This is a genomic window from Sphingomonas sp. SL1004 (genome assembly GCF_057815015.1).
In genome coordinates this window covers 90,782-112,810 of the sequence record NZ_JBYMUX010000002.1, presented here as the reverse complement: position 1 = coordinate 112,810, position 22,029 = coordinate 90,782, and the positions used below count along the sequence as shown (strand labels likewise).

Here is a 22,029-nt window from a genome sequence, read left to right as displayed (position 1 = left end):
TTTCCGACCACGCAGAGGTCCGAAAAGCCGCGCCAATAGCACTCCCGTTTTTTATGATGGCCAATGGTCTTCTTCAGCGTTGCTCAAGCATTACTGCGGGCTTAGCTACGTCGATACCTCACCGCGACAACGACGCCTGTGCCGCCTCCTCTGCGCCATAGATCGCCGCGTCGAGCAGCCGCTCATACACATCCATCGCCCGCGATCGCGTCGCGCCATCGCTGCGTTGAAGTGCGATCGCGACGCGGACGAGTTCCTCGCCCACCCCCCATCGCGGGCCGCCATCAGTAATCAGTTCGGCCGCCTTCTCGACGATAGCCAGCACGATTTCGTCGAAGCCAGGATAGAGCAGCAGGTCCTGCAGCGCGTTTGAAAAACGATGCTCGAGCGCCTCTCGGAACACAGCCTCGTTCCCTATCAGCGCCGTCAGGAACTCCTTGGTTCGGGCGTCATGCGAGAAGGTCGACCGCCGGTTCACCGCACGCGCCAAAGCGCGCGCCGGCATGCCCTCAGCAGTGGGCAGCGCCGCCATGACAAGCTCGTGCGCGGCCGTATGGATCGCGGGGTCGCTGTCCCGCCAAGCCGCAGAGGCGCTGAACATCACTCCGGTCTCGGTGGACGCATCGCTGCGGTCCAGTTGCTTGAACAGGAGGCGATATAGCTCGGAGTCGGGGTCGACTAGGTGCGCCGCGGCCAGCAGCTCCCCTGCGGCCTATCTCTCGCGCTCGCCTCCCGCCGCTATCCAAATCGCCATGCCCTTGATCTTCACGTCATCCGATATTCTTGCACGCAGCTGCCACCAGAAGCGGAGGACCCGGACATCGAGCCAAGCCTCGGGAAATTTGTCCCAAAGCCGATCGAAGATTCGCGTGACCTGCTCGGCATCGGCGAAGCGGAGATAGTCGCCCCGCCACAAGAGGATGCCCGTCCAGACCGCGGGATCCTCGGGGAAGGCGAGGTGGCGCTCGAGGACGTTGGTCCAGGCTTGGCAGTCCGGCTCCTTGCGACATAGCAGCGCATTCGATATCGCCGACAGGATCGTGAAGTTGTCCTGCGGCAGAACCTGCATACCGAACCCATGACCGAACAGCATGGGCTCGCGCTCATCGGCCTAGCTCAGGCTCTGCCTGTTCTGCGCCTCGAATTCCAGGCGCCGCGTAACCTGTGCAGCGATCGCCTCGTGATCGATTTGAATCCAGCTCTCCAGCATGCTGACGATATCATCGCCGAGGCCCTTGCTGCCGATCGCCAGCTTCTGCAGGGCGCCCGCCGCGTCGTGCCTGAACTCCTCGGAAGCAAACCCTCGCCGATCGAAGTCGAGGATCAAGTTCAGCACCGCCTGCTGGTCGATGCCCTCCTCGCCAGCAATCTCGCGGACCAGGTCTCCCGCGGCGCGCTGGTGCCGCTCGCTGGCGAGCCTCTCCGCTAGCACGAAGGCACGCTGCGGGTTGGCCTTGCCAAACTCAGCGAACGCGCGCGCCAGCTCGCGGAAACCGCCGGACCGGCTTATCGGACGATCCCAACGGTGCTCGCCAGAATCGTCGTGGAACTCGTCCAGCTGCGCGAGGAGCTCGTCGTCACTGATCCCGGCCATCTCGTCGTGAGTGACGGGTGGACCGACCCAGCCGCCCATGGCGTCATCCTCCGCTGGACCGAGCGCGGGATTTTCCGCGCGCCACTGGGCGATCGCGTCGAGTCTCGCCGGCGTGAGCAGCCGCGGCGGCAAAGCCTCCAGCAGCGGGAAGCGTGCCTGATCGCACCAAAGCAGGCGACGGGCAATGAGATCCGGATCGTCGGTAACGATGGCCTCCGCGGTGTAGCACGACCATCCCTCGATCATGTCGCGCAAGGTCGCCAGTTGCGTGTCATCGAGCCCGGGCATGATCGCGCGGACGAGCTGATGGGAGTGCCAGCCGTCGACAGATGTGATCATTCCGTCGCGGGCGGCGATGATGTGCGAGATCTGCAGGCGGCGAGTGTCGGCGAGCAGATAGGCGAACGCTTCCTTCGCGAGGGCTTGGCCGGCCGCTGCCAAGCCAACCGCGATGAGCTCCTGGACCTCGTCGATCTCGGTTGGGGCGTAAGGCGCCAGCAGATACCAAAGCGCGGAGGGGTCCTGCTTGCCCAAAAGCGAGAGCGATCGGTTCAGCGCCTCAAAGGGGCTGCCCTGCTCACGCCGTTGGTGCCAGGAGTAAGGGAGCGAGTTCGAACGGGGGTATTGGGCGAATGTGGTATGTTCGGCGCGGACGTCCTGGGTGGCTAATCCGATGAACCACGGGAGAAGCTCGCGCGCAAGCGTCAGGGGCGCGGCGTCAGCGAGGCGCTCGAGCTCGTATATGCTGGGATGGTCGCTACGTCCGGCGTTCTGAGCCTCCAGCCAGATTACCGTCACCACCGCCGCGTCTTCGAAGCGCTGCTCAGCGCGCAACGTGCGCACCATGTGGGAGATGGAGTGATCCTCGATGGGCGTGCGCCCGAAGATCGTCCGGAGCCGGCCCTTGACCTCCAACCCGACGAAGTCGGACAACTCGAGGATCTGGAAGACGAGCCGATCGCGGGCGGGATCGTCCCAGTAGCGATCGATGAGGCGCGCCACGTGCGCGGCGTCGATACGCACCTCCTCCGCAAGCAGTCTCGCAGCATGCCAATGGAAAGCCTCGTTGGTCATCAGCGTCGGGAACTCGCCGCGCAGGCCGTCGCGCCAGCGCTCCCAGCGTGGGCCGATCTGCCGGATGGCACGTGATGCGAGCGGCGCGTCATTGTGAATCCAGTGCGCGACCCACGCGATCTCAAACGGCAGCGGGTCCGCGGCCGTTGCGATAATATCCGCGATCAGGTGAAGCAGATGGCGACGGGTTCGGCTGGACATTAGCAGGGTCTCGAGCGCGGCCCCGTAGCCGCGCACGTCGCGCACGCGGAGGCGTTCAAGTCCCCGCAGGACACTGGCACGGATGAAAAGACTGTCCTGCCGGTCCCAGGCATACTCGGCGAGATCTCGGCCGGTACGGAAAGTCTTCGCCTGGAAGTCGTCGAGCCAAGACTGGTGCGAGAAACCGAGTTTGTCGCCCGAGCGCACCACCAGCCCAGCAGCGGCGGCCCGCCGCACGGCCGCGCCGTGCCCGAGGTCGAAAGCGTCGGCCGGTCGCCAGAGGGTCTCTGTGCCGACCATCTCCTCGGCGAGCGCTAGCAGGAAGTCGCTGGTCTCCCGGCGCTCGGCGCCAACGCCGAGGTTGGCCGTTGCGAGCCAAGCATCGAGCAAGCCAGCGGGAGTGAGTCCGTCCGCGTCGCCGCTGCGGATCACGATGTCGGCGTAGAGCTTGAGGGCAAAAGGGCGGCGGAGCGTCCGGCGCAGCGCCGCATCAACCTTGTCCCCCGATATCTGAAGATGCGCGAGCATCGTCGCGACCTGATCCTCCGCCAACAAATCGAGCTGGAGCATCTCGGCCCTGAGCTGTTGGAAGCGGGCGTCATGGGCGGCCTCGAAGGGGCGTGACGAGACGACCACGTGGATCGACAGCGGCTTGTCGCCGGCACGCGCACGGGCTCCCAGTCGGTGGATAAGCTGCAACAGCAGCTGCATCCGGTGCGACTGGCGGTCCATGATGTCGCTGACCGCGTCAAGCTGGTCGAGCAGCAGGGCGACAGGCCGCTCGGCGGCGAGCGCCGCGATGCGGTCTTCTAGCCCCCCGTCCCACCAAGCGCCCGCGCGAGATCGGCGAGACTGGCGAGCGATGCCGGCAGCTGGTCTGCCTTGATGGCAAAGACAATGACCCCTTGGTCCTCGAGCGCCGGAGCGAGATGCGCGAGCAGAGCTGACTTGCCGCTTCCCGCCTCGCCGACGAGCAGCGTGCGGCCCGCGGGTTCGTCCCTAATCCGCGCAAGTAGCCGGCCGAGTGCTGGTGTCTCCAGGCGCAGCCCGTGGATGTCGCTCGGCCAGGCACGCATCTCGGCCGAGGCTACCGCCGCTTCCGCCAGCGCCCGGTCGACGTCCACCAACCTCGCTCGCGCATCCTCACGGTCCTCCTCGAGCAGTGTCAGTATGCGACCAACTTGAGATGAGGTGACCTCAGCTGTGTGGTAGTGCTGCGCCTCGCGCCAGTGCTCAGTCGCATAGAGCTCGTCCTTCAACTTCGCCAAGAAAGCCTCGAACGCGGAGACCAATTGTGCGCGGTCGGTCTGAAATAGGCGGATAAGGGTCGCATCGGAGCCCTCGTCGGCCGCAAAGCGCTCGACAAACATCGCGACGTACTCCGACGCCAGCGTTTCGGCATCGATGAGGGCAGACGAGCGCTCCAGCAAGCCACGCACCAGCGGCACGATCACGCCATCGCAGAAGCTTTGCGAACGCAGATCCTCCGCCAGAGCTGGAGCCTTCGCCGCAGCGGCCTCAATGGCGACGGCGCACGCCACGGCCAATGCCTGGCGCGCGGACTTGTCAGTGATACGCTTCCAGAGGCCCTTGCCGCCCTCGTCGATCGCCTTGTCCGCGAACTTCTCGACGAGGAAGCCGCCTACCGCGGAAGCTGCTGCTGTCAGGATCATCCTGCAAGAGGTCGCATCGGAGAGGGACACGGTCAATAGTGCGGTGTAACAACGGACCTAGCCCCAAGTACCCGTTGAACGGGCCGCTGCGGCATTTCCGTCGCGAACTCGAGATGTTGATATCGACTGAGCAGGATCGTCGCATCCGATACGCCGGTAAACTTGTTGGGGGAACTCATGGAGGTCCGAGAACGGCTGGGGAAAGGCGTAGATGCCATACGACCGAGCGTTTGAACTCCAGCAGTGCTCTCCATCGGATCTTAAACCTGCCTCTCGGCTATCCGACGACGCGGCTTCATCACAACACTCCTTCTCATCATGAGAATGATGCGTTGCGACCACCCGTTGAACCCACCCCATTTCAGCCCTTCACAGCCCGCTTCGCTCACTGCTCTACGGCCCGTTGCCGAGATGAACAGATGACCGCTTCCGGGGAGCGGCGATGAGCTCGCGAGTGTCGGGTATGGAGTCAAATACGGAAGGGGACATCTGGTAACTTCGACTTCCAAAATTTCGCAGGACCTAATCACTTGTTCAACGCGAAGCGGCGGCAATGTTCCAGATAGCCAACGTCATGAGCTCCAGCCATCGCAACGATAGATTGCCGTAGCCACGACGCCGCGTCGAGCTTGCCGTCGCGCGCCGTGAGCGTGTCGTGCCATGCCAGCCTGGCGCTGTCGCTCAATTGTCGGGCATGTGCCTCGCCTACGACGAGCGACAGATAGGAAGCCGCAGCAATTGCTTCTTTGCGGCTGAACTGATCGACCTTAATCTTGAGATCCTGCGGCGCCGGTTCGCGGAGGACGACCGGCTTGTCGAGAAGCTGTGCCGCAATCATGCGATTTCCTAGGTTAGGCGACAGGGCCTTGGCGCCCGCGAGTACGCGCTCGGCCGGGTCCCGCTGCGTTGGCGCCCTGTTCCTTGTTGGCACCACAGACGTAACAGCCTCCTTGATGTCGACCAGCGCGAGACGGTTATTCTTTGCCTTCCCATCTGAGACGCAGATCAGCACCGCAAAGCGGAGGCGCCCGAGCGAACTGCACCCTTTGCGCCAGTACGCAGCATCGACCACCCGAACACGTCCGTCGCCTGCCAAGCCGGCCAGCTCCAAGCTGCGCGCTCGGACCTTCTTTTCGGCGAACGACGCGACGATGCGTTCTCTTCCGGGCTCGCAAGCTTCCAGAAGCGCTTGTTGTGCGGGATCGTGGGTTTGACATCCTCCGACCGATCTTTCGCAAGATGCCGCCACCGCCTGCCGATCGCCTGCCGTCTCACCGACCGTATGACATCAGGTTCGCGCGGATCTTCGTCGACGGTCGGGGTCAGCGCACGACTATATTTATCGATCATCGCTTCGATCATCCGCGCGGTCGTGACACCCGGCAGGTCCGAGCTGCGCGCTGCGGTTTCGAGCGACAAGCCAAGGCGAATGAGGTCGTACGCGGGATTGGCGATCACGGTCTGATCGAGATCGCGGATCTGAATATCAACATGACGATCGGCGTCCGCCACGGGCCCCAGATTGCCGAGGTGGCAATCGCCGCAGATCCATACCGCCGGGCCTTCTGGAATGCTGGCGGCCACTGGCGACGCTTCGAGCCATTCGTAGAGTTGCGCCGTGTTGCCGCGAACATCGGCATGGACCGAGCGCGCCATCTTGAGGTCGCGGGTTCGCGCCAGCACGGCTGCGCGTTCGTTCGGGGTAACGGCCGTGGGTGAACTTTCAAATGGGGATGCGGACGGACCGATGCATGACCCGTCGAGCGGCGATGTCGCGATTACACAAACGGCAGCGCCAAAGCGACTGACACTGCCCTTGCCGTCCCCGGCCTGCTCGTCCGACGGACGCCATGCCGATAAAGGGCCTCATTCGAACGGGAAATGGCCAATCGTCGTTCCCGTCAGGACGAGAGGATATCCTGCACCTTGCGCGTAAGGTCAGCCATGGCAAACGGCTGGTCAACAACTCCATACCCGCTTCCATGTGACCGTTTCCGACCGCGGCATTCTCGGCATATCCTGTGATGAAGAGCACTTACAAACCGGGCAGCAGCGATCGAGCGGCATCCGCCACCTGCCGGCCGTTCAAGCCATTGGGCAGCCCGACGTCGGTGATGAGGAGATCGATCCGCGCCCCTGATTGCAGGACTTTGAGACCTGCCGCGCCGTCGGCCGCTCCGATGACGGTGTATCCGACGTCGTCGAGCACTTCATCCACCGAGTGGCGGATGGTGGCTTCGTCGTCGACCACGAGGATGGTTTCGCCCTTGCCTTGAATGGCCATTTCCACCTCGGCAAGGTCGACGACTTCATCCGCATCGCCGACGTGCTGCGAAAGGTAGATGCAGACGGTCGTGCCCTCGCCAATGTACCCAAACGGATATTTAATAAAATGTCTTTAAAGAGTGGCTTAGGAGGCGTCGGTGCTGAAACGAATCTCACGGGACCAAGTCACTGTCGGAATGTTCATTCATGCCTTCGATGGTCCGTGGCTGCAACATCCGTTCTGGCTGCCCCGGTTTCTGCTCAAGGCGCCGCAGGATCGGGATAAAATATTAACATCGGATCTGCAGACGCTCGTCATCGATGAAAGCCGGGGACGCGCCGCAAAAGCGGAATGCATGGCGATCGCGGGCGATCGCGCGCGGTCTCCGAAGCCCCTTTTTCTCGTCGCAGAGCAGGCCCGTCCGAACGCATTACGTAAGACCGCCAGCGCCTCCGACCGCGTTTGCAGCTTCGCCGAGGAGCGCGCGTCCGCGACCAAGCTTATCAAGCAGTCGACGCTGGAGATGCGACGAATTTTCGCGGATATTCGCTTAGGTCACGCTATCCAAACCGACGACGTTGCGCCGCTGGTGGCAGGAATCTCAGCGTCTCTCACGCGTAATACCTTTGCGCTTATACGGCTGACCCGACTGAAGTCGCGCGATGAATATACGTATGTTCATTCTATCGCGGTCAGCGCGCTCATGGTATCGCTAGGGCGCACGCTTGATCTGTCCCCCCAGGTGATCTTCGATCTTGGGATGGCGGGCCTTTTGCATGATGTCGGCAAAATCGTTGTTCCGACCCATATTCTCAGTAAACCAGAGTCTTTGACCGCCGAAGAGTTCGCACTCGTGCGCACGCATCCTGAGCAAGGCTACCGGTTGCTCAGCATTGCCCCGGGTATCCCGCCGATCGTTCTGGATGTTTGCCGGCATCATCACGAACGGATGGATGGAACGGGCTATCCATTCAAGCTGACCGGAGACGTCCTCAGCCTCCATGCGCGGATCGGCGCGATCTGTGACGTATACGATGCGCTGACCTCCGATCGCGCCTACAAGTCCGCGTGGACGCCGCAGGAAGCAATCTCTCGCATGCATGAATGGACCGGGCATTTTGACCCCGGCCTGTTGTTTCAGTTCATGAAGACGGTGAGTGTTTTTCCCGCTGGCCTGCTTGTGCTCCTTCGCTCGAACCGATTGGGTGTCGTGATGCCGAACGGCAGACGTGCTTCCCGCGTCATGGTTCGCGCTTTCTATTCCACGCGAGAGCGATGTGTCATTCCGCACGAGGACGTTCCGATCGGCGACACGCTCAGTCACGACCAGATCATGGGGGAAGAGGATCCGGCATCATGGGGGCTGGCTGATTGGAAATCGATGTCGGAACAGATCATACGCTGAGCACGGTGTAATCTTGATGCCCAATGAAAACCCTAAAGACATGGCGATGTGGAACGGCTTCCCGCCCGTTGATTACGGAGACGGGAACCGATGTCGGCCAAGGACGACCTCGGTTTCAGTTTTATCACGGTTTGTTGACGACTTGGGAGTATCGGCAAGATCTCGCGGGTGGTTTAGTGATTTGAAAAGTTTGACGTTCCTGACTTTGGCGTTTTTGGCTTCGGCGATTCTGTCGGTGCAGTTCGCCCGGTTCGACGGGGGTGTCGCGTATATCTGGGGCGCGTCGGGCATACTCCTCGCCTATCTCGCACAGGCTCCATACCTAAGATGGCCGCTGGTTACCGCACTATGTGGCGGTGCCTTAATGGTGGAAGTCGCTCTGTTCGGGATGGGCTGGCAGGCTGTCCCCATGCTTGTACCCGCACTGCTGCTCGAGCCCCTCCTGGCGGCCTATATCCTGCGACGCTTTGGCGGTTCCGGTATCGACACGCAAAGCCTGCGTGGCATGGCCTGGTTCCTGATCGCTGCAGCCATCGTGGCACCGGTATTTTCTGGGATAATTGGTGCATTGGCAGTTGCGCCATTCTCGACCGTACCCCGGCATCTGAATTTCATCCACTGGTATGCTGCGCATGCTCTGGGTGCGGTCGTGGCTACACCGATCGCATCGGGTCTGATCGGCGGCAATCTGCATGCGCGCGTGGCCGATATGGACAGAAAAACGGTAATCGAGACGGCGCTTCTGCTTGGAGTCGGGGCATTGATCGCGAGCATTGTCTTTACACAGACGACGTTGCCGCTTCTCTTCGTTCCCTTGCTACCCATGGTCTACGCAACCATGCGAGGTGGCCGGATGGCAGCAATTCTCAGTATCGTGATATTGGGCGTGATAGGCGGGTTGTGGACTGCGCGGGGCTACGGTCCGATCCAGCTCATCCACGCTTCGCACGGCGCCAAGGCTCTTTTCTTGCAGGCCTATATTGCAGCAGCGGCTTTGGTGGTTTTGCCGATTGCGGCCCTGCTGACGCAGCAGAAATTCTTGACCGAACGTTGGCAACTTAGTGAAGCTAGATATCGCGCGATCGCGGATAGTCTTGGTGATGCCGTCCTGGACATTTCGAGCGACGGAGTCATCCGTTATGCCTCTCCCTCCTTCGAAACATTGTTCGGGCTTCCCGGTACCGCTCTAACGGGTACGTTGGCCCAGAATTTCGTGCTCGACGCGGATCGGGCGCATGTCACCTCTGTGTATCTGCAAGCTGTTGCCGCCCCAGGGCGCGTACACCTCGTTCAGTTTCGTGGCCCTGAGCGAACCGGGTTACCGCCCAAATGGCTCGAGGCGTCGGTCCGTACGATCGTCGCCGAGAACAGAATGGACGGCTTGGTCGCTTCGGTGAGGGATATTTCCGATCGCAAGGCGCGGGAGTTCGAACTGGAGGAGGAAGCGTCGCTCGATCCTTTGACCCGTCTCGCCAATCGACGGCGGTTTATGGCGGATTTGAGCAGGCGGTGCCGACAGGTATCTGCCAATGAAGGCGAGGGTAGCCTGGCCATATTCGATCTGGATCATTTCAAGTTGGTCAATGACACCTACGGACATGCCGTAGGTGATCTTGTACTGAAAGCCGTTGCCGATGCAGCCAGCGGCTTAGTCCGATCACAGGACTGCGTAGCGCGTATTGGGGGAGAGGAGTTTGCGGTAATTTTCTGGAATCTACGCGGCGATCTCGCGGAGGTTGCGGCCGATCGGTTGCGGTACAGTATCGAAAAGCTTCGGATCACTACCGAAGCCGGGGACGTGGTTCGGGTGACTGCCAGTTTGGGTCTGGCGTCGTTGATCAAATCGGTAGATCCCGAAGAGGTCCTGCGGCAGGCTGATCTTGCCATGTACGATGCCAAACGTTCCGGACGAAACCGCCTTCGTGTCGTTGCGTAGTCCGCGGTACCATTGTGACATCGAAGAAGCTCGTAACATACGACAGGTTCGAGTAATCGCTCTTGACGGTGGCGAGCCCGATATGAACGAATGGCGGAAGTCGGCCGACGCGTAGGGTGCTCGGAAAGTACGTATCTGGTTCGTCTAAAAGAGTACTTCGGTGTCTCAACGCGCTGCGCGACGTTGGGCAAGCCGTCTGTACCATACCGTCCAAAGCGCGAGCGCGCCCATGGCGCCATAGCCGACGAACGGGCTGACCAGCATGTAATCGTGGATGCTGAGCACGAAGACGAGCACGCAGGCGAGTGCCGACGATGCGAGGAGGCCGATGCCCCAGACCAACGTCATGATCGTCATGACGCGGCGGAAGCGCGGCGTGTCCCGCTTGGCCTCGAACGCGGCGACCTCGTCCGGCGATTTCCGCGCAAGTCCGGCACGGGCAAGCTGATAGATTAGCGGGCGACCAATCGCGGCCGAGCCGAGGAACACCAGGCCGATCAGTGCCGAGACGAGGTTCTCGCGCAACTGGAGAAAGCGGACGGACCCGCCCCCGAGCATGGCGAGCAACGACAGAGCGATGCCTGCCAGGACCAGGATCGACAGCGCATCGACGCGACGACGGCGGGCGAACTCGACGAGCGACCAGATCAGTGGTGGAAGCGAGGACGCCATCAACGCGACCACGTCGCCCGATTGCGGCGCCACGCGATCGTAGATCAGCAGCGGCAATCCGAAATTGATGCCCGCTTCGATGGCGATGAGGCCGATGCGACTGCCGGTCTGGCGGTTCATTTCAATGCTGTCCTTAATGGTCGTGACGATCGTGTTCATTGTGCGTCTCCTCCGTTGATCCAGTTGCCGTGAAAGCCCGGCGGAATGCGGTGCGGCAGGCGTATCGTGGCGACCGGACCGCTCTCGAACTTGCGCGCGTCGAGGATCACCAGCTCGGTAGTGTCGCCCGGCTCGTCGATGACGAAGCCGATCAGCCATCCCTCGTCTTCACCCGCATTCTCGTGCGCGGGCACGAACACGAATTCGCCGGGATGGTGGCCGGCACCGAAGTGGTGCACCTCCCGTCCGCCCTCGACGAGATCGTGTTTGTAAAGGCGGCTCGCGCTCTGGAGCCGACGGTCCGATTGCGTGGCCACGACATAGGCGTAGCGGTAGGCCTGGCCGAACCGGCGCTCGTTCATGCGGGGAAACTCCTGTGGCGCGCCATCGATGGTCCGGATCGTGGTTGTGCGGGCAGCAGGATCGAGCGTCCAGCGCTCCAGCCCGCGCGAGGTCGCATCGGGCCCACCGGGCGCTCCGGCGAACATCGTCGGATAGGCACACACGTCCAGCACCACTCGACCATCAGGCAGGTCGAAGGCGTTGGCGACGTGGAAGACATACGCCGGATCGACGTCACACCAGATGATGGCGTGCTGATCGCCGTCGCGCGGCATCAGCCCGACACGGGCACGATGCGCGGGGTTCCAGGCATAGGGTAGCGGCTGACCGGAAAGATGGGCCGCCAGCGAGAAGGTCACAGGAAGGTCAAGGATGACGACGTAACGCGCGGTGATCGCGCAATCGTGGATCATCGGGCCATGTTCGACCGCGATCGGCGCCTCGCGCACCACTCTGCCCGTGACATCGAGGACGACGTGACGGATCTCGTTGGGGCATCGCCCTTCGTAGCAGATGCCATGATGCTCGCCGTTCAGCGGATCGCGGTGGGGATGCGCGGTGAACGAGCCGACAAGCGATCCACCGAAATTATCGTAGCGCTGCTCGTCGAGCGTCTCGGACAGTTCGACGGGGTAGCTGCCGCCTTCCACGACCGCAAAGGCGCGCCCGCCCAGATCGACGACGTTGGTGTTCACGGTGTCGCTGGAGCCGTGCCGCGGCCCCGGTGCCGGCGCTGTTCCACGGGCAGCCGCGTTGCTGTGCGATCCGATCCAGCGATTACGATACCACAATGCCTTGCCATCGCGGATCGCCAGGCCATGCACCATGCCGTCACCAGTGAACCAGTGGTACGAGGCGGAATCGGCGGCGACCGGGTTCGGCCCGGTTCGCAGGTAGCGACCGCGTAGTGCCTGCGGGATGGCGCCACGGACCTCCAACTCGGTAAGCGTCAGTTCGTCCTCCATCGGCCGGTGAATGCCCCACAGGAAAGGGTGCGCCGCCTGCTTGGCTTCCCCGGTCCCCTCATTAATCCGCGTCAGAACGCTAGCCATGCCCGCCTCCAATGTTTACACCGTGATCATAGGCGAGAAGGTAACAGTGTCAACATGGAAAAGCGATACCATCATGGCGATCTGCATGCGGCGCTGATCGAGGTAGGGCTGCGGCTGCTGGCGGAACGTGACGTGGAAGGCGTGTCGCTGCGCGAGATGGCGCGAGAGGTCGGGGTCAGCGCGACCTCGGTCTACCGGCATTTTCCCGACAAGGCGGCGCTGATGCGTGCACTTGCCCTAGAGGGGTTGGACCGGCTCGCCATCGCCCAGCGAGACGCCGCGAGCGGCAAGGACGGCGCCGCTGCGTTTGCGGCGACCGGCCGGGCCTATGTCCGGTTTGCACTCGCTAACCCGGCAATCTTCCGGCTGATCTTCACGTCGTCGGCGCAGTTGCAGGCTACAGGAGAAATTGAGGCATTGCGGATGTTACGCGCCAATGCGGCAGCGGCATCGCCGACTGACGCCGGTTCGGATCAAGTGGAGACAGACGCGCTCAGATCCTGGTCGCTCGTTCATGGTCTCGCCATGCTGATGCTCGATGGGCAACTACCCGCCGAAGACCACCTTATCGATACGCTGGTTCAAGGATGACAAGAGCACCTGACGTTCTCTCATTGAGACGGCCGTCGGTGGGGGCTAGGCAGCTGTATCCCACATCAGCATTCTGACCGAGATGAACGAGCGGCCGAAGTTGGGAAGCATTAAGTAGTCCGCGACTGTCTGCTTGTGGGTCATTCGGCTATCGGTCTTCTAAAGGTGCACCACGATCAGATTCACAAGGAACGGTAACGCGAACGCTCGCCGGCAGGTGTTAGATATCGTCCGCCGGTTCGCAACCGAGCGGTTTGCTGGATCGTTTCACTTGACGAAGGAGAGCGACCATGATGACCACCCCGCAAGACGAAGAACCCGGTTTTGAAACCGACGTCAACGAACTTTCGGACGGCAATAACGGGCCGGAAGATACGCTCGAGGATAAACCAATCGCTGACGAACAGAAGCCAGACGATCTGGAGGAAGCGCAGAAGGAAGGAGCCGAGGAGCGAGAAGAGGGCGGCTTATACTGAAAGAGGCATGTGGACGAGGTGAGCCCGGATCGTAACGCGTTCCGGGCGATTGGCCTACTTGAATTTCAAACGCGCTTTGGCGCTACAGAGCTACATCTGAAGTCGTCAGCAGGATTGGTGGCTCACCACCGAGGCGTTTAACAAATTCGCGCTGGGCGATGCGATGAATGTCGCTTTCAAACTCGATGAAGACCTCGATCGCAGTTTCCGGGTCAATTCCTTCTAGCTCTGGGTTCAGCATCTCGGCCAACGCTTCGCTGGTGATCAGAAACTCAACGGGGCCAAAGTCGGTCGCGCCGGTGAAGCCGATGCTGTCACGCTCGGCCACCCAATATCCGTCACCGCGCTCGAAACGGACGCTGGATTTCACCATAGTAATTACTCCTTTTCGGTTAAAGTGAGTGGCAGGTGCTCGGCGAGCGCTGCAATAGCTTCGCCAGTGAACGTCGTACTGGAAACCCCGTTGATCTGAACGGCATGATCCGTGGTCAAGGTCGCCGCTTCTCGATGTTCAGGGTCCAGCCTGACCCAATCCCGCACGGCTCGCTCGAGGTTCGTCACTTCGGCGATATCGGTGTCACCGTGGGGCACGTTCTCCAACGACGCGCTCATTCGCCAGTTGATGTCCGGGGTCTTGGCGCTTTTGCCCCATGTCGCTTCTGTCATTGTCAGTCATCTTTCGGGGTTTGATGCCTAGAATAGCACAGGCGATCGGGCATCCTCTGCGTCCGCCGATGCCATGCCCTCAACGCGCATCAACTGCGATGGGTAGGGCGCGACCAAGTCCTTCAGATCGTCCCAGGGGGCGGTAAGCCAACGATCATAATCTTCGTCGTGTAGGATGACGGGCATGGCCTTGGGGTGGATGGGCGCCACGATCGCGTTCGGCTCGGTCGTCAGAAAACCATAGGCGTTGCCACGCTCGGTCGGACGCCAGATCCCTGCAAACGCAAAGACTGGACGACTGGGCACGTCAAACCAGTGGAGCGGCTTCTTGCCGTCTTCGCCGGGCGCCGACCCATATTCCGAAAAGGCGGTGACCGGAACGAGACAGCGCCGCGCCGGCGTCATCAGCATCGATCGCCAGAAGCTGGAGTTTAGGTTCCGCACGTTCGTCACGTACTTGGTAAGCTTAACCGAGGGATCACGCGCGCTGGGCACCTGCGTTGGCACGCCCCATTCCATCCGCTCGAGCTTTCGCTCGTCACCGTTTTGCACAATCACCCTGCCGTAGAACGGGGTCTTCTTGCCGGTCGGGAAGATGTCACCGACGGGGTATTCCTCGTCCTTTTCATAAGGAGGTCGAATACCGAAGGTGACTGCAAGGTCGACCTCTTCTGCGGTCATACGATACCGGTTGCACACGAGTCTGTTCCTCGGGTTGGCGCCGACGAGACCGCTCGCCGGCGCACACGTCTTACATCTTGTCCTTCAGCCCCTTGGCGGCCGTGAACGCAACCTTCTTAGAAGCTGCAATCTTGATCGCTTCCCCAGTCGATGGATTACGGCCGGCTCGCTCTGGACGATCCTTGACCGAGAATTTGCCGAACCCTGGAATCGAGACCTCCTCGCCTTTCACAGCCGCTGCAGCGATCTGGTCGAAAACGGCCGTGATCGCCTTCTTCGCATCAGTTTCGTTCGAACCGGTCGCTTCCGCGACGCCCTTGGCCAGTTCACTTACGTTCATGCTATTCGTACTCCATTGGAAACACCGGCGGGATCTTAGCCGTGGCGAACGACGAGACAAAGACCGTACTGGACGACACGAGCGTTGCGGCGGTCCGTCTTATGCTGGGCAAGCTCGCGGATCACAGTGTCGCCGAAGTCTATGAGGCGACCGTAGGGCGGGGGCTGATCGCAGACCTTGCGGCCGAGGCGATGCGCGCCCGAAACATCGATATTTAGCGGCCAGCGATGCGTTCGCGCGTGACGCGGGGATCCTCGTAAAGATCGCGGATCGCCCGGAGCCGAAAGACATTCCACCAGCGCTGCCAGCGATGCTCGGCTGCATCGTGTATCATGTGGCAGCGCTGACATAGCGCCTTGAGGTTCGAAGACGCGCTGTTGCCTGGATCGTGATCGAGATGCGCGCAGGCCAGGACGACATAGGTCACCCGGATCGACGCCAGCACGAACCCTGTTTTCATGGAAATACGCTTGCCGCGGTCCGACCGCCAGCACCGGACATCGGCATCCCACCAGCGTCCGTCGCCCAAGTGAACTACACGGCGGAGATGTGGCCGGCCGCATCCCTCGCACTTGGCACCGGCGCGATCGAACCGGACGGTCTGCGAGAGTTGCCGCCAGTCGATCGGGTAGAGCCAGCGGTTCTCGGGTCGGATCGGCATGACGATTCTATGAGTCAGTCGCGTCCAGAACGAAAGCGAATTCGTTCCGGTCTGTTTACGGTTCGTTTCGCACCCGTTCCGTGCGGTGCTCAGCCGCGGTCAAGCGTAAAGAGTCCGGACCGTCGATATAAACTCGTTGACCAACGCCGGGCGGTAACGGAACATAAAGGGAACGAGTAGAGTCTAGCCACTATGTCATCCGTCGCCCACGAGTCCCCATCCCAAAGCATCGGGCATCTGCGTACGATCGCTACGCCGGTGGCCGACTACCGCATCATGCCGTTCGGCGTAGCCGCGATCGACGGCAGGCTTGGGGCCGGGGGCTTGCGTGCTGGCGCGCTTCACGAGGCGATCGCGCGCAGTGCGTCACCGGTAGACGATGCGGCAACCACGCTGTTCCTCGCCGGCATTGCAGCGCGTGAAGCCGTCAATGCCGGCGGTCCTGTCTTGTGGGCTACGGGCCGCACCGACCTCTACGCGCCGGCTTTGGCCCAAGCAGGTCTATCCTCGTCGGATGTTATCTACGCTCAGCCGTACGATGACGCGGCGTTGCTCGCCGTCATCGAGGACGCGGTTCGCGATGGCACCCCGTCGGCGATCGTCGCGGAAGCGAGCAAGGTGTCGATGGTCGCAACCCGCCGCCTGCAGCTGGTGGCAGCTGAAGCCGACATGCCGGTACTGCTCCTTCGTCGTCGACGTGGCCGTGACCAGGATCCTTTTTCTGAGCCTTCCGCTGCGTGGACGCGCTGGCGGATTGGCTCCGCGCCTTCGGCGCGGTTGGAAATCGCGGGTGTAGGACGAGCGAGATGGTCGGTCGAACTGACGCGGCAGCGCGGTGGTGAGGGCTTTTCCCTGATAGTGGAGGGCAGCGATGAGACGGGTCGTCTCGCTGTTCCTGCCGAACTTGGCCATCGAGCGGCTGAGACGGTTGGAACGGCCCGCTACGCGGCTGCCTGAACGGCTAGCCTTGCAATTACCGGTCGACGACGATCCGGGTGCCTGTTCGGTACCGCGGGGCGGCGGTTGGCGTCCTGGCGCTCGCTGGGCACGCGAGGGTGCACAATCCCGCGGGGATGTTGAGGCGCAGATCGCCGCGCTGCCAATCCATGCAAAGCCGCCCATGCGCGAGCTTGGCCGGCGATCAGAGGCGGCGAGCCACCCGTACAAGGCTTCGGCGCCTGCCATGCGTGCCATCGCGCCTGTAGTGCCGCCAATTGAGCACGCGCCGCTTGCGCTGGTCAGCAAGGTTGGCCGGCGCGAAGAGGTTGTGCACGCCTGCACCGGTGCACGAGCGCTCGGCATCCACCCCGGCATGGCCGCCACCCATGCACGAGCGCTGGTGTCGGATCTCGACTTCCGTCCAGCCGAGCCTGAAGCCGATGAAGCACTACTCGATCGCCTTGCGCTGTTGGCGGTCCGGCGCTGGTCGCCGATCGCGGCAGTGACGCCGGCCGACGGCCTTTGGATCGATCTCGCCGGCTGCGATCACCTGCATGGCGGGGAAGAGCGGTTCTGCCGTCGCCTGCTCGCCTTCTGCCGTCGCGCAGGCTTCACCGCCCGCGTGGCGGTCGCCGATACACCAGGCGCTGCGTACGCTCTGGCGCGCTTCGGCCGGGACGATCTGACGCGCGTCGAACCGCGTGGCACGGTCGAGGCGCTCAGCCCATTGCCTATTGCCGCGCTCCGCCTGACGCCCACAGCGCTGACTGCGGCGCGCAAATTCGGCTTCGAGCGGATTGCGGATCTCCTGCCGGTCGCACGCGGGCCGCTGGCGCGACGGCTGGGCCTACAGGCGATAACGCGGCTCGATCAGGCCTTGGGCGGGATGGCGGAGCCGATCACCCCGCGCGAGGATGCTGAGGTGCCGGCCGTCGAGCGTCGGCTACTGGAGCCGATCAGCACCGCCGAGGCGATCGAGCAGGTCATGGGTGACCTCCTGCGCGACCTCGCTGAGCTGCTACAGGCTAAGGGGCTTGGCGCCAGGTCGCTGCGCCTGACCGGTCTGTGTGTCGACGGTAGTGAGCAGATCGTCGCGGTCGGCACATCCCGGCCGACACGCGAAGTGACGCATCTCCTGCGGCTGCTGAAGCTGCGGATCGAGCGCATCGACCCAGGCATGGGGCTTGAGCAATTCTGGCTGGTGGCCCCACACACCGAGCCGCTTGATGCGGTCGACCTTGGTGCGGTCCTCGCCGGGGAGACATTGGTGCGCGATCCGTCGCGGCTGGTCGACCTCATCGCCGGACGGATCGGGGGGAACGCCGTCTTCCGCATAGCGCCCGTCGAAAGCCATGTCCCTGAACGGGCCGTTGTCCGCTCCGACCCAAACCTCGTGCCGGGAAGCTGGCCGAGTTGGCAACGCCCGATCCGTCTCTTTGCGCATCCAGAGCCACTACACCGGGTCATGGCACTGATGCCCGACCAACCGCCGAGACGGTTTGAGTGGAGGGGCAAGACGTACAAGGTCGTCGCCGGCGATGGGCCAGAGCGGGTCCACGGCGAATGGTGGCGACGCGATGCCGAGGTGTGGGCGGTCCGCGACTATTACCGGGTCGAGGACGAGGAGGGTGGTCGTTACTGGGTCTTCCGCCGCGGTGACGGCTTCGGGGACGATACCGGCGATCTTTCCTGGTGGATGCACGGGGTCTTTGGATGACCCATTATGTCGAGCTTCAGGTGCTGACGCACTTCTCGCTCCTGCGCGGTGCGTCCAGTCCGGACGAGCTGTTCGCGGCTGCGGCGCTGCTCGGCTATCCGGCGATCGGGGTCAGCGACATCGGCACTGTCGCCGGCGTCGTGCGGGCGTGGGAGGCGCAGAAGGCGACCGGCGTCCGCTCGATCGCAGGCACGCGTGTTGATCTGTCGTGCGGCCGGCGACTGCTGCTCTATCCCACCAACCGTCCGGCCTGGTCGCGGATCACGAGAATGCTGACCGTCGGCAAGAAGCGGGCAGGGAAGGGTGGTTGTCTGCTGCACTGGCACGACCTGGAGCCATGGTCAGATGGGATCATCGCGATCCTGCTGCCACATGAGGCGGACGAGGAGAACCTTGCTGCCTTGGCCGATCTGAAGGCGATCTACGGGCGTCGCGGCTACATGGCGCTGTTCCAGCGTCGTCGCCCAGGGGACGTGGTCCGCATTGATGCGCTGGCGCGCCAAGCAGGCGGTGTCGGCGTGCGCGCCGTCGTGACTGGGGACGTGCTCTACCATGCACCTGACGCACGGCTGCTGCAGGACGTGGTGACCGCGGTGCGGGAGAAATGCACCGTCGACGAGCTTGGCTACCGGCGTGAGGTCAACGCCGATCGCGCGCTGAAATCACCGGACGAGATGGTCCGGCGTTTCCGTGCCTACCCCGACGCGCTGCAGGCCAGCGTCGACATCTCACGCATTTGTACGTTCGATCTCGGGGAGCTTCAGTACCAATACCCACATGAGAAGCTGATCGACGGGCTGACCGCACAGGAGGCGCTTCGGAAGCTGGCGACTGAAGCGGTCGAGCGGATGTTCAACGGCGACGTGCCGCAGGCATATACTGACCAGATCACGCATGAGATGCGGCTGATCGGGGAGCTTGGTTATGCGCCCTACTTTCTGACCGTCTACGCGATCGTGCGCGAGGCGCGCAGGCGGAGAATCTTGTGCCAAGGGCGGGGCTCAGCCGCCAATTCCTGCGTCTGCTTCGTGCTCGGCGTCACCTCGATCGATCCGGTGAAGCATGAGCTGCTGTTCGAGAGGTTCGTCTCGGGTGAGCGCCGCGAGCCGCCCGATATCGACGTCGACTTCGAGCATGAGCGCCGCGAAGAGATCATCCAGTGGATTTACGAGACCTATGGCCGCAATCATTCGGCGTTGACCGCGGTGGTCACACGCTACCGGGCCCGCGGCGCGGTCCGCGATGTCGGCAAGGCGCTTGGCTTGCCGGAGGATCTCACGTCATCGCTGGCGGGCCTAGTCTGGGGCTGGTCGGCCGACGGCGTTGGTGAGAAGCAGGTCGAAGAACTTAATCTCGATATCGGCGATCGCCGGTTGCGCCTGACGTTGGAGCTGGCCCGCAAGCTGATCGGCGTACCGCGCCACATGTCGCAGCACCCGGGCGGGTTCGTCCTGACCCATGACCGTCTCGACGATCTGGTCCCGATCGAGCCTGCCGCGATGGAGGACCGGCAGATCATCGAATGGGACAAGGATGACATCGATGCGCTGAAGTTCATGAAGGTCGACGTGCTGGGCCTCGGCATGCTCGGCTGCATGAACCGCGCCTTCAACATGCTTGAGGCAGACAAGGGACTGCGCGTTGGCCTTGCCGACCTGCAGGACGATGATCCCGACGTCTACGCCATGATCTCTAAGGCCGACACACTCGGTACCTTCCAGATCGAGAGTCGTGCGCAGATGTCGATGCTGCCGCGCATGAAGCCGCGACGCTTCTACGACCTCGTCATCCAGGTCGCTATCGTGCGGCCGGGACCGATCCAGGGCGACATGGTTCACCCGTATCTTCGCCGACGCGAGGGGCTGGAGAAGCCGGAATATCCGCGACCGGAGCTGCGGGCGGTGCTGGAGAAGACGCTCGGCGTGCCGCTCTTCCAGGAACAGGCGATGAAGGTCGCGATCGTCGGCGCCGGCTTCACCCCCGCCGAGGCGGATCAGCTTCGCCGTGCCATGGCGACCTTCAAGGTGACGGGTGGCGTCTCGCATTTCAGCGAGAAGCTGATCGAGGGCATGGTCGAGCGAGGCTACCCCCGTGACTTTGCCGAGCGCACCTTCCGCCAGCTTGAAGGCTTCGGCTCTTACGGCTTTCCGGAGAGCCATGCCGCCTCCTTCGCCAAGATCTCCTACGCGTCGTCGTGGATGAAGCATCATCACCCCGACGTGTTCTGTGCGAGCCTGATGAACGCGCAGCCGATGGGCTTCTACGCGCCGGCTCAGATCGTCGGCGATGCGCGCACGCACGGCGTCGTGGTGCGGCCGCCCTGCGTCAACGCCAGCCGTTGGGACTGCACGCTGGAGCAGTATGGCGGGCGCTATCTCGCTGTTAGGCTTGGCCTGCGTCAGATCCGTGGCCTGTCGAACGCGGATGGTGCGAAGATCGTTGGCGCGCGTGAGTTGACCGCTTTCGAGAGCGTGGACGACGTGTGGAGACGATCGGGGGTGCCGCGCGCCGCGATCGAGAAGCTAGCTGACGGCGACGCGTTTCACAGCTTCAGCATCGATCGCCGGCAGGGTCTGTGGAAGGTGAGGGGCCTTGGTGACGCACCACTACCGCTGTTCGCCGCAGCCGACCGCGTAGCCGAGACCTTCAGCGCCGAAGGCATCGAGCCGGACGTGGCGCTGCGGCCGCTGACCGATGGTCGTGAGGTGATCGAGGACTACCGTGCGCTGCAGCTGTCGCTCCGCGCCCATCCGCTGACGTTCGTGCGTGACGAGCTGATGCGACGCGGCGTCACCAAATGCGCTGATCTCGCCAACGTTCGCGACGGCCGTCACGTCGAAGTCGCCGGGATTGTTCTGGTCCGCCAGAAGCCTGGGTCCGCGAAAGGCGTGCTGTTCATCACGATCGAGGACGAGACCGGGATCGCCAACGGCATCCTCTGGCCGGACCGCTTCGAGGCACAGCGGCGCACGATCATGTCCGCCTCGATGGTCGGCATGAAGGGACGGGTCCAGAAGGAAGGCGAGATCATTCATGTGATCTGCGACCGGATCATCGACCACGGCGACCTGCTCCACCGGGTGGGCGACATGTCGTTCCCGCACCGTACCGGCCGCGGCGATGCCGGTCAGCATCCGGGTTCGCCCGATCGCGGCGACAAGGACTGGAAGCCGGAGCCGCGCAACAGCTACTGGCCACCGCACGCGGAAGGCATGGACCCGGAGGAGGTCGTGCGGTTCAAGTCGCATGACTTCCATTGATCCCGTGTCCACGCTGCCAAGGCATCAGCGTGTCGTGATCGCGCTGTCCGTTCACATTCTGCGCTGTGGTGTGTCTCGGTGTTCCGAAGCCCGCGTCGATGTTCCGGAGATCAGGCTGGCCCTCAGATGCCTGCTGCCGCATTGCCCCGAGAAATGGCCACTCGCTCTCTACTGGGACTCTGGATCGCAGACGAACGAGATCGGTCGCGCCCAGGGCGTGACCGCGGCGTTCAACGGTATTGTCCGCCAGCTACGCCGCGCAGGCCGTTATGAAGAGGTGTCTGAACCGTGAGTATGAGACTACCGCGAGCGGCTGTTGCTCGC

General features: G+C 62.7%; 23 protein-coding genes and 1 pseudogene. 10 read left to right on the top strand and 14 right to left on the bottom strand.

Features of this window, described 5'->3' with window-relative positions:
* Window positions 1-118 precede the first annotated feature (118 nt).
* From AC3D24_RS21250 to AC3D24_RS21240, 3 genes are all read right to left on the bottom strand, one after another.
* A complete protein-coding gene (locus AC3D24_RS21250) occupies window positions 119-532 on the bottom strand; it encodes a hypothetical protein (protein WP_489033461.1) in 414 nt (137 codons plus the stop codon).
* Between the two features lie 180 nt (window positions 533-712).
* The gene (locus tag AC3D24_RS21245) at window positions 713-1,093 is read right to left on the bottom strand and encodes a hypothetical protein (RefSeq protein WP_489033460.1); all 381 of its coding nucleotides are present in this window, start codon (window positions 1,091-1,093) and stop codon (window positions 713-715) included.
* Between the two features lie 18 nt (window positions 1,094-1,111).
* Window positions 1,112-3,580 carry a hypothetical protein gene (locus tag AC3D24_RS21240; protein ID WP_489033459.1) on the bottom strand — a complete coding sequence of 823 codons (2,469 nt, stop codon included), beginning with the start codon at window positions 3,578-3,580 and terminating at the stop codon, window positions 1,112-1,114.
* Here AC3D24_RS21240 and AC3D24_RS21235 point away from each other — a divergent pair.
* Window positions 3,554-3,682, top strand: coding sequence for a hypothetical protein (locus AC3D24_RS21235; protein ID WP_489033458.1), 129 nt, complete (start codon window positions 3,554-3,556; stop codon window positions 3,680-3,682). The genes AC3D24_RS21240 and AC3D24_RS21235 overlap by 27 nt on opposite strands.
* Here the strand turns inward: AC3D24_RS21235 and AC3D24_RS21230 are convergent.
* The 4 genes and pseudogenes from AC3D24_RS21230 to AC3D24_RS21215 form a co-directional block, all read right to left on the bottom strand.
* Window positions 3,679-4,542, bottom strand: a complete 864-nt coding sequence (locus tag AC3D24_RS21230; protein WP_489033456.1) for an AAA family ATPase — start codon at window positions 4,540-4,542, stop codon at window positions 3,679-3,681. The genes AC3D24_RS21235 and AC3D24_RS21230 overlap by 4 nt on opposite strands.
* Before the next feature lie 526 nt (window positions 4,543-5,068).
* Window positions 5,069-5,791 carry a DUF2252 family protein gene (locus tag AC3D24_RS21225; protein WP_489033454.1) on the bottom strand — a complete coding sequence of 241 codons (723 nt, stop codon included), beginning with the start codon at window positions 5,789-5,791 and terminating at the stop codon, window positions 5,069-5,071.
* Between the two features lie 104 nt (window positions 5,792-5,895).
* Window positions 5,896-6,198, bottom strand: a pseudogene (locus AC3D24_RS21220) (DUF2252 family protein); the annotation flags it as partial.
* A 379-nt stretch (window positions 6,199-6,577) separates the two neighbouring features.
* Complete coding sequence (locus AC3D24_RS21215; protein ID WP_489033452.1) at window positions 6,578-6,826, bottom strand: response regulator; 249 nt, start codon at window positions 6,824-6,826, stop codon at window positions 6,578-6,580.
* Window positions 6,827-6,965: 139 nt separating this feature from the next.
* Between AC3D24_RS21215 and AC3D24_RS21210 the strand changes: the two genes are divergently transcribed.
* On the top strand, window positions 6,966-8,213 hold the full coding sequence (locus AC3D24_RS21210; protein ID WP_489033450.1) for an HD-GYP domain-containing protein: 1,248 nt from the start codon (window positions 6,966-6,968) through the stop codon (window positions 8,211-8,213).
* A 190-nt stretch (window positions 8,214-8,403) separates the two neighbouring features.
* The gene (locus AC3D24_RS21205; RefSeq protein ID WP_489033448.1) at window positions 8,404-10,149 is read left to right on the top strand and encodes a sensor domain-containing diguanylate cyclase; all 1,746 of its coding nucleotides are present in this window, start codon (window positions 8,404-8,406) and stop codon (window positions 10,147-10,149) included.
* A gap of 165 nt (window positions 10,150-10,314) precedes the next feature.
* Here the strand turns inward: AC3D24_RS21205 and AC3D24_RS21200 are convergent, their stop codons facing one another.
* Both AC3D24_RS21200 and AC3D24_RS21195 read right to left on the bottom strand, forming a co-directional pair.
* Window positions 10,315-10,980, bottom strand: coding sequence for a VC0807 family protein (locus tag AC3D24_RS21200; protein ID WP_489033446.1), 666 nt, complete (start codon window positions 10,978-10,980; stop codon window positions 10,315-10,317).
* Window positions 10,977-12,374, bottom strand: coding sequence for an 8'-apo-carotenoid 13,14-cleaving dioxygenase (locus tag AC3D24_RS21195; RefSeq protein ID WP_489033444.1), 1,398 nt, complete (start codon window positions 12,372-12,374; stop codon window positions 10,977-10,979). The genes AC3D24_RS21200 and AC3D24_RS21195 overlap by 4 nt, the downstream gene beginning before the upstream one ends.
* 54 nt (window positions 12,375-12,428) lie before the next feature.
* Between AC3D24_RS21195 and AC3D24_RS21190 the strand changes: the two genes are divergently transcribed.
* Window positions 12,429-12,965, top strand: coding sequence for a TetR/AcrR family transcriptional regulator (locus AC3D24_RS21190; RefSeq protein WP_489033443.1), 537 nt, complete (start codon window positions 12,429-12,431; stop codon window positions 12,963-12,965).
* A 290-nt stretch (window positions 12,966-13,255) separates the two neighbouring features.
* Window positions 13,256-13,441 carry a hypothetical protein gene (locus AC3D24_RS21185; protein ID WP_489033442.1) on the top strand — a complete coding sequence of 62 codons (186 nt, stop codon included), beginning with the start codon at window positions 13,256-13,258 and terminating at the stop codon, window positions 13,439-13,441.
* Between the two features lie 82 nt (window positions 13,442-13,523).
* On the opposite strand, the gene AC3D24_RS21180 is transcribed toward AC3D24_RS21185, so the two are convergent.
* The 4 genes from AC3D24_RS21180 to AC3D24_RS21165 are packed head-to-tail and all read right to left on the bottom strand — an operon-like array spanning window position 13,524 to window position 15,128.
* Entirely contained in the window at window positions 13,524-13,814 is a 291-nt protein-coding gene (locus AC3D24_RS21180) for a hypothetical protein (protein WP_489033441.1), read from the bottom strand.
* Between the two features lie 5 nt (window positions 13,815-13,819).
* Window positions 13,820-14,107, bottom strand: a complete 288-nt coding sequence (locus AC3D24_RS21175; RefSeq protein ID WP_489033440.1) for a hypothetical protein — start codon at window positions 14,105-14,107, stop codon at window positions 13,820-13,822.
* A gap of 27 nt (window positions 14,108-14,134) precedes the next feature.
* Window positions 14,135-14,806, bottom strand: coding sequence for an SOS response-associated peptidase (locus AC3D24_RS21170; RefSeq protein ID WP_489033439.1), 672 nt, complete (start codon window positions 14,804-14,806; stop codon window positions 14,135-14,137).
* 52 nt (window positions 14,807-14,858) lie between these two features.
* On the bottom strand, window positions 14,859-15,128 hold the full coding sequence (locus AC3D24_RS21165; RefSeq protein WP_489033438.1) for an HU family DNA-binding protein: 270 nt from the start codon (window positions 15,126-15,128) through the stop codon (window positions 14,859-14,861).
* Between the two features lie 41 nt (window positions 15,129-15,169).
* On the opposite strand from AC3D24_RS21165, the gene AC3D24_RS21160 reads away from it, so the two are divergent.
* Window positions 15,170-15,346: a hypothetical protein gene (locus AC3D24_RS21160; protein WP_489033437.1), complete on the top strand. Its 177-nt coding sequence runs from the start codon at window positions 15,170-15,172 to the stop codon at window positions 15,344-15,346.
* Here the strand turns inward: AC3D24_RS21160 and AC3D24_RS21155 are convergent.
* On the bottom strand, window positions 15,343-15,789 hold the full coding sequence (locus AC3D24_RS21155) for a hypothetical protein (protein ID WP_489033435.1): 447 nt from the start codon (window positions 15,787-15,789) through the stop codon (window positions 15,343-15,345). The genes AC3D24_RS21160 and AC3D24_RS21155 overlap by 4 nt on opposite strands.
* A gap of 276 nt (window positions 15,790-16,065) precedes the next feature.
* On the opposite strand from AC3D24_RS21155, the gene AC3D24_RS21150 reads away from it, so the two are divergent.
* Genes AC3D24_RS21150 through AC3D24_RS21135 form a run of 4 tightly spaced genes read left to right on the top strand, consistent with a single transcriptional unit; the run spans window position 16,066 to window position 21,997 of the window.
* Window positions 16,066-16,746: an ImuA family protein gene (locus AC3D24_RS21150; RefSeq protein ID WP_489033798.1), complete on the top strand. Its 681-nt coding sequence runs from the start codon at window positions 16,066-16,068 to the stop codon at window positions 16,744-16,746.
* Window positions 16,661-18,445, top strand: coding sequence for a Y-family DNA polymerase (locus AC3D24_RS21145; protein ID WP_489033433.1), 1,785 nt, complete (start codon window positions 16,661-16,663; stop codon window positions 18,443-18,445). The genes AC3D24_RS21150 and AC3D24_RS21145 overlap by 86 nt, the downstream gene beginning before the upstream one ends.
* Window positions 18,442-21,705: an error-prone DNA polymerase gene (locus AC3D24_RS21140; RefSeq protein ID WP_489033431.1), complete on the top strand. Its 3,264-nt coding sequence runs from the start codon at window positions 18,442-18,444 to the stop codon at window positions 21,703-21,705. The genes AC3D24_RS21145 and AC3D24_RS21140 overlap by 4 nt, the downstream gene beginning before the upstream one ends.
* Entirely contained in the window at window positions 21,692-21,997 is a 306-nt protein-coding gene (locus tag AC3D24_RS21135) for a hypothetical protein (RefSeq protein WP_489033429.1), read from the top strand. The genes AC3D24_RS21140 and AC3D24_RS21135 overlap by 14 nt, the downstream gene beginning before the upstream one ends.
* The last annotated feature ends 32 nt before the right edge of the window (window positions 21,998-22,029 follow it).

Excerpts from the sequence above, each read along its gene's own strand:
- AC3D24_RS21250 (WP_489033461.1), bottom strand. The coding sequence starts at position 532 with ATGGCGGCGCTGCCCACTGCTGAGGGCATGCCGGCGCGCGCTTTGGCG.
- AC3D24_RS21245 (WP_489033460.1), bottom strand. The coding sequence starts at position 1,093 with ATGCTGTTCGGTCATGGGTTCGGTATGCAGGTTCTGCCGCAGGACAAC.
- AC3D24_RS21240 (WP_489033459.1), bottom strand. The coding sequence starts at position 3,580 with ATGCAGCTGCTGTTGCAGCTTATCCACCGACTGGGAGCCCGTGCGCGT.
- AC3D24_RS21230 (WP_489033456.1), bottom strand. The coding sequence starts at position 4,542 with ATGATCCTGACAGCAGCAGCTTCCGCGGTAGGCGGCTTCCTCGTCGAG.
- AC3D24_RS21215 (WP_489033452.1), bottom strand. The coding sequence starts at position 6,826 with ATGGCCATTCAAGGCAAGGGCGAAACCATCCTCGTGGTCGACGACGAA.
- AC3D24_RS21200 (WP_489033446.1), bottom strand. The coding sequence starts at position 10,980 with ATGAACACGATCGTCACGACCATTAAGGACAGCATTGAAATGAACCGC.
- AC3D24_RS21195 (WP_489033444.1), bottom strand. The coding sequence starts at position 12,374 with ATGGCTAGCGTTCTGACGCGGATTAATGAGGGGACCGGGGAAGCCAAG.
- AC3D24_RS21190 (WP_489033443.1), top strand. The coding sequence starts at position 12,429 with ATGGAAAAGCGATACCATCATGGCGATCTGCATGCGGCGCTGATCGAG.
- AC3D24_RS21185 (WP_489033442.1), top strand. The coding sequence starts at position 13,256 with ATGATGACCACCCCGCAAGACGAAGAACCCGGTTTTGAAACCGACGTC.
- AC3D24_RS21180 (WP_489033441.1), bottom strand. The coding sequence starts at position 13,814 with ATGGTGAAATCCAGCGTCCGTTTCGAGCGCGGTGACGGATATTGGGTG.
- AC3D24_RS21175 (WP_489033440.1), bottom strand. The coding sequence starts at position 14,107 with ATGACAGAAGCGACATGGGGCAAAAGCGCCAAGACCCCGGACATCAAC.
- AC3D24_RS21165 (WP_489033438.1), bottom strand. The coding sequence starts at position 15,128 with ATGAACGTAAGTGAACTGGCCAAGGGCGTCGCGGAAGCGACCGGTTCG.
- AC3D24_RS21155 (WP_489033435.1), bottom strand. The coding sequence starts at position 15,789 with ATGCCGATCCGACCCGAGAACCGCTGGCTCTACCCGATCGACTGGCGG.
- AC3D24_RS21150 (WP_489033798.1), top strand. The coding sequence starts at position 16,066 with ATGCCGTTCGGCGTAGCCGCGATCGACGGCAGGCTTGGGGCCGGGGGC.
- AC3D24_RS21145 (WP_489033433.1), top strand. The coding sequence starts at position 16,661 with ATGAGACGGGTCGTCTCGCTGTTCCTGCCGAACTTGGCCATCGAGCGG.
- AC3D24_RS21140 (WP_489033431.1), top strand. The coding sequence starts at position 18,442 with ATGACCCATTATGTCGAGCTTCAGGTGCTGACGCACTTCTCGCTCCTG.
- AC3D24_RS21135 (WP_489033429.1), top strand. The coding sequence starts at position 21,692 with ATGACTTCCATTGATCCCGTGTCCACGCTGCCAAGGCATCAGCGTGTC.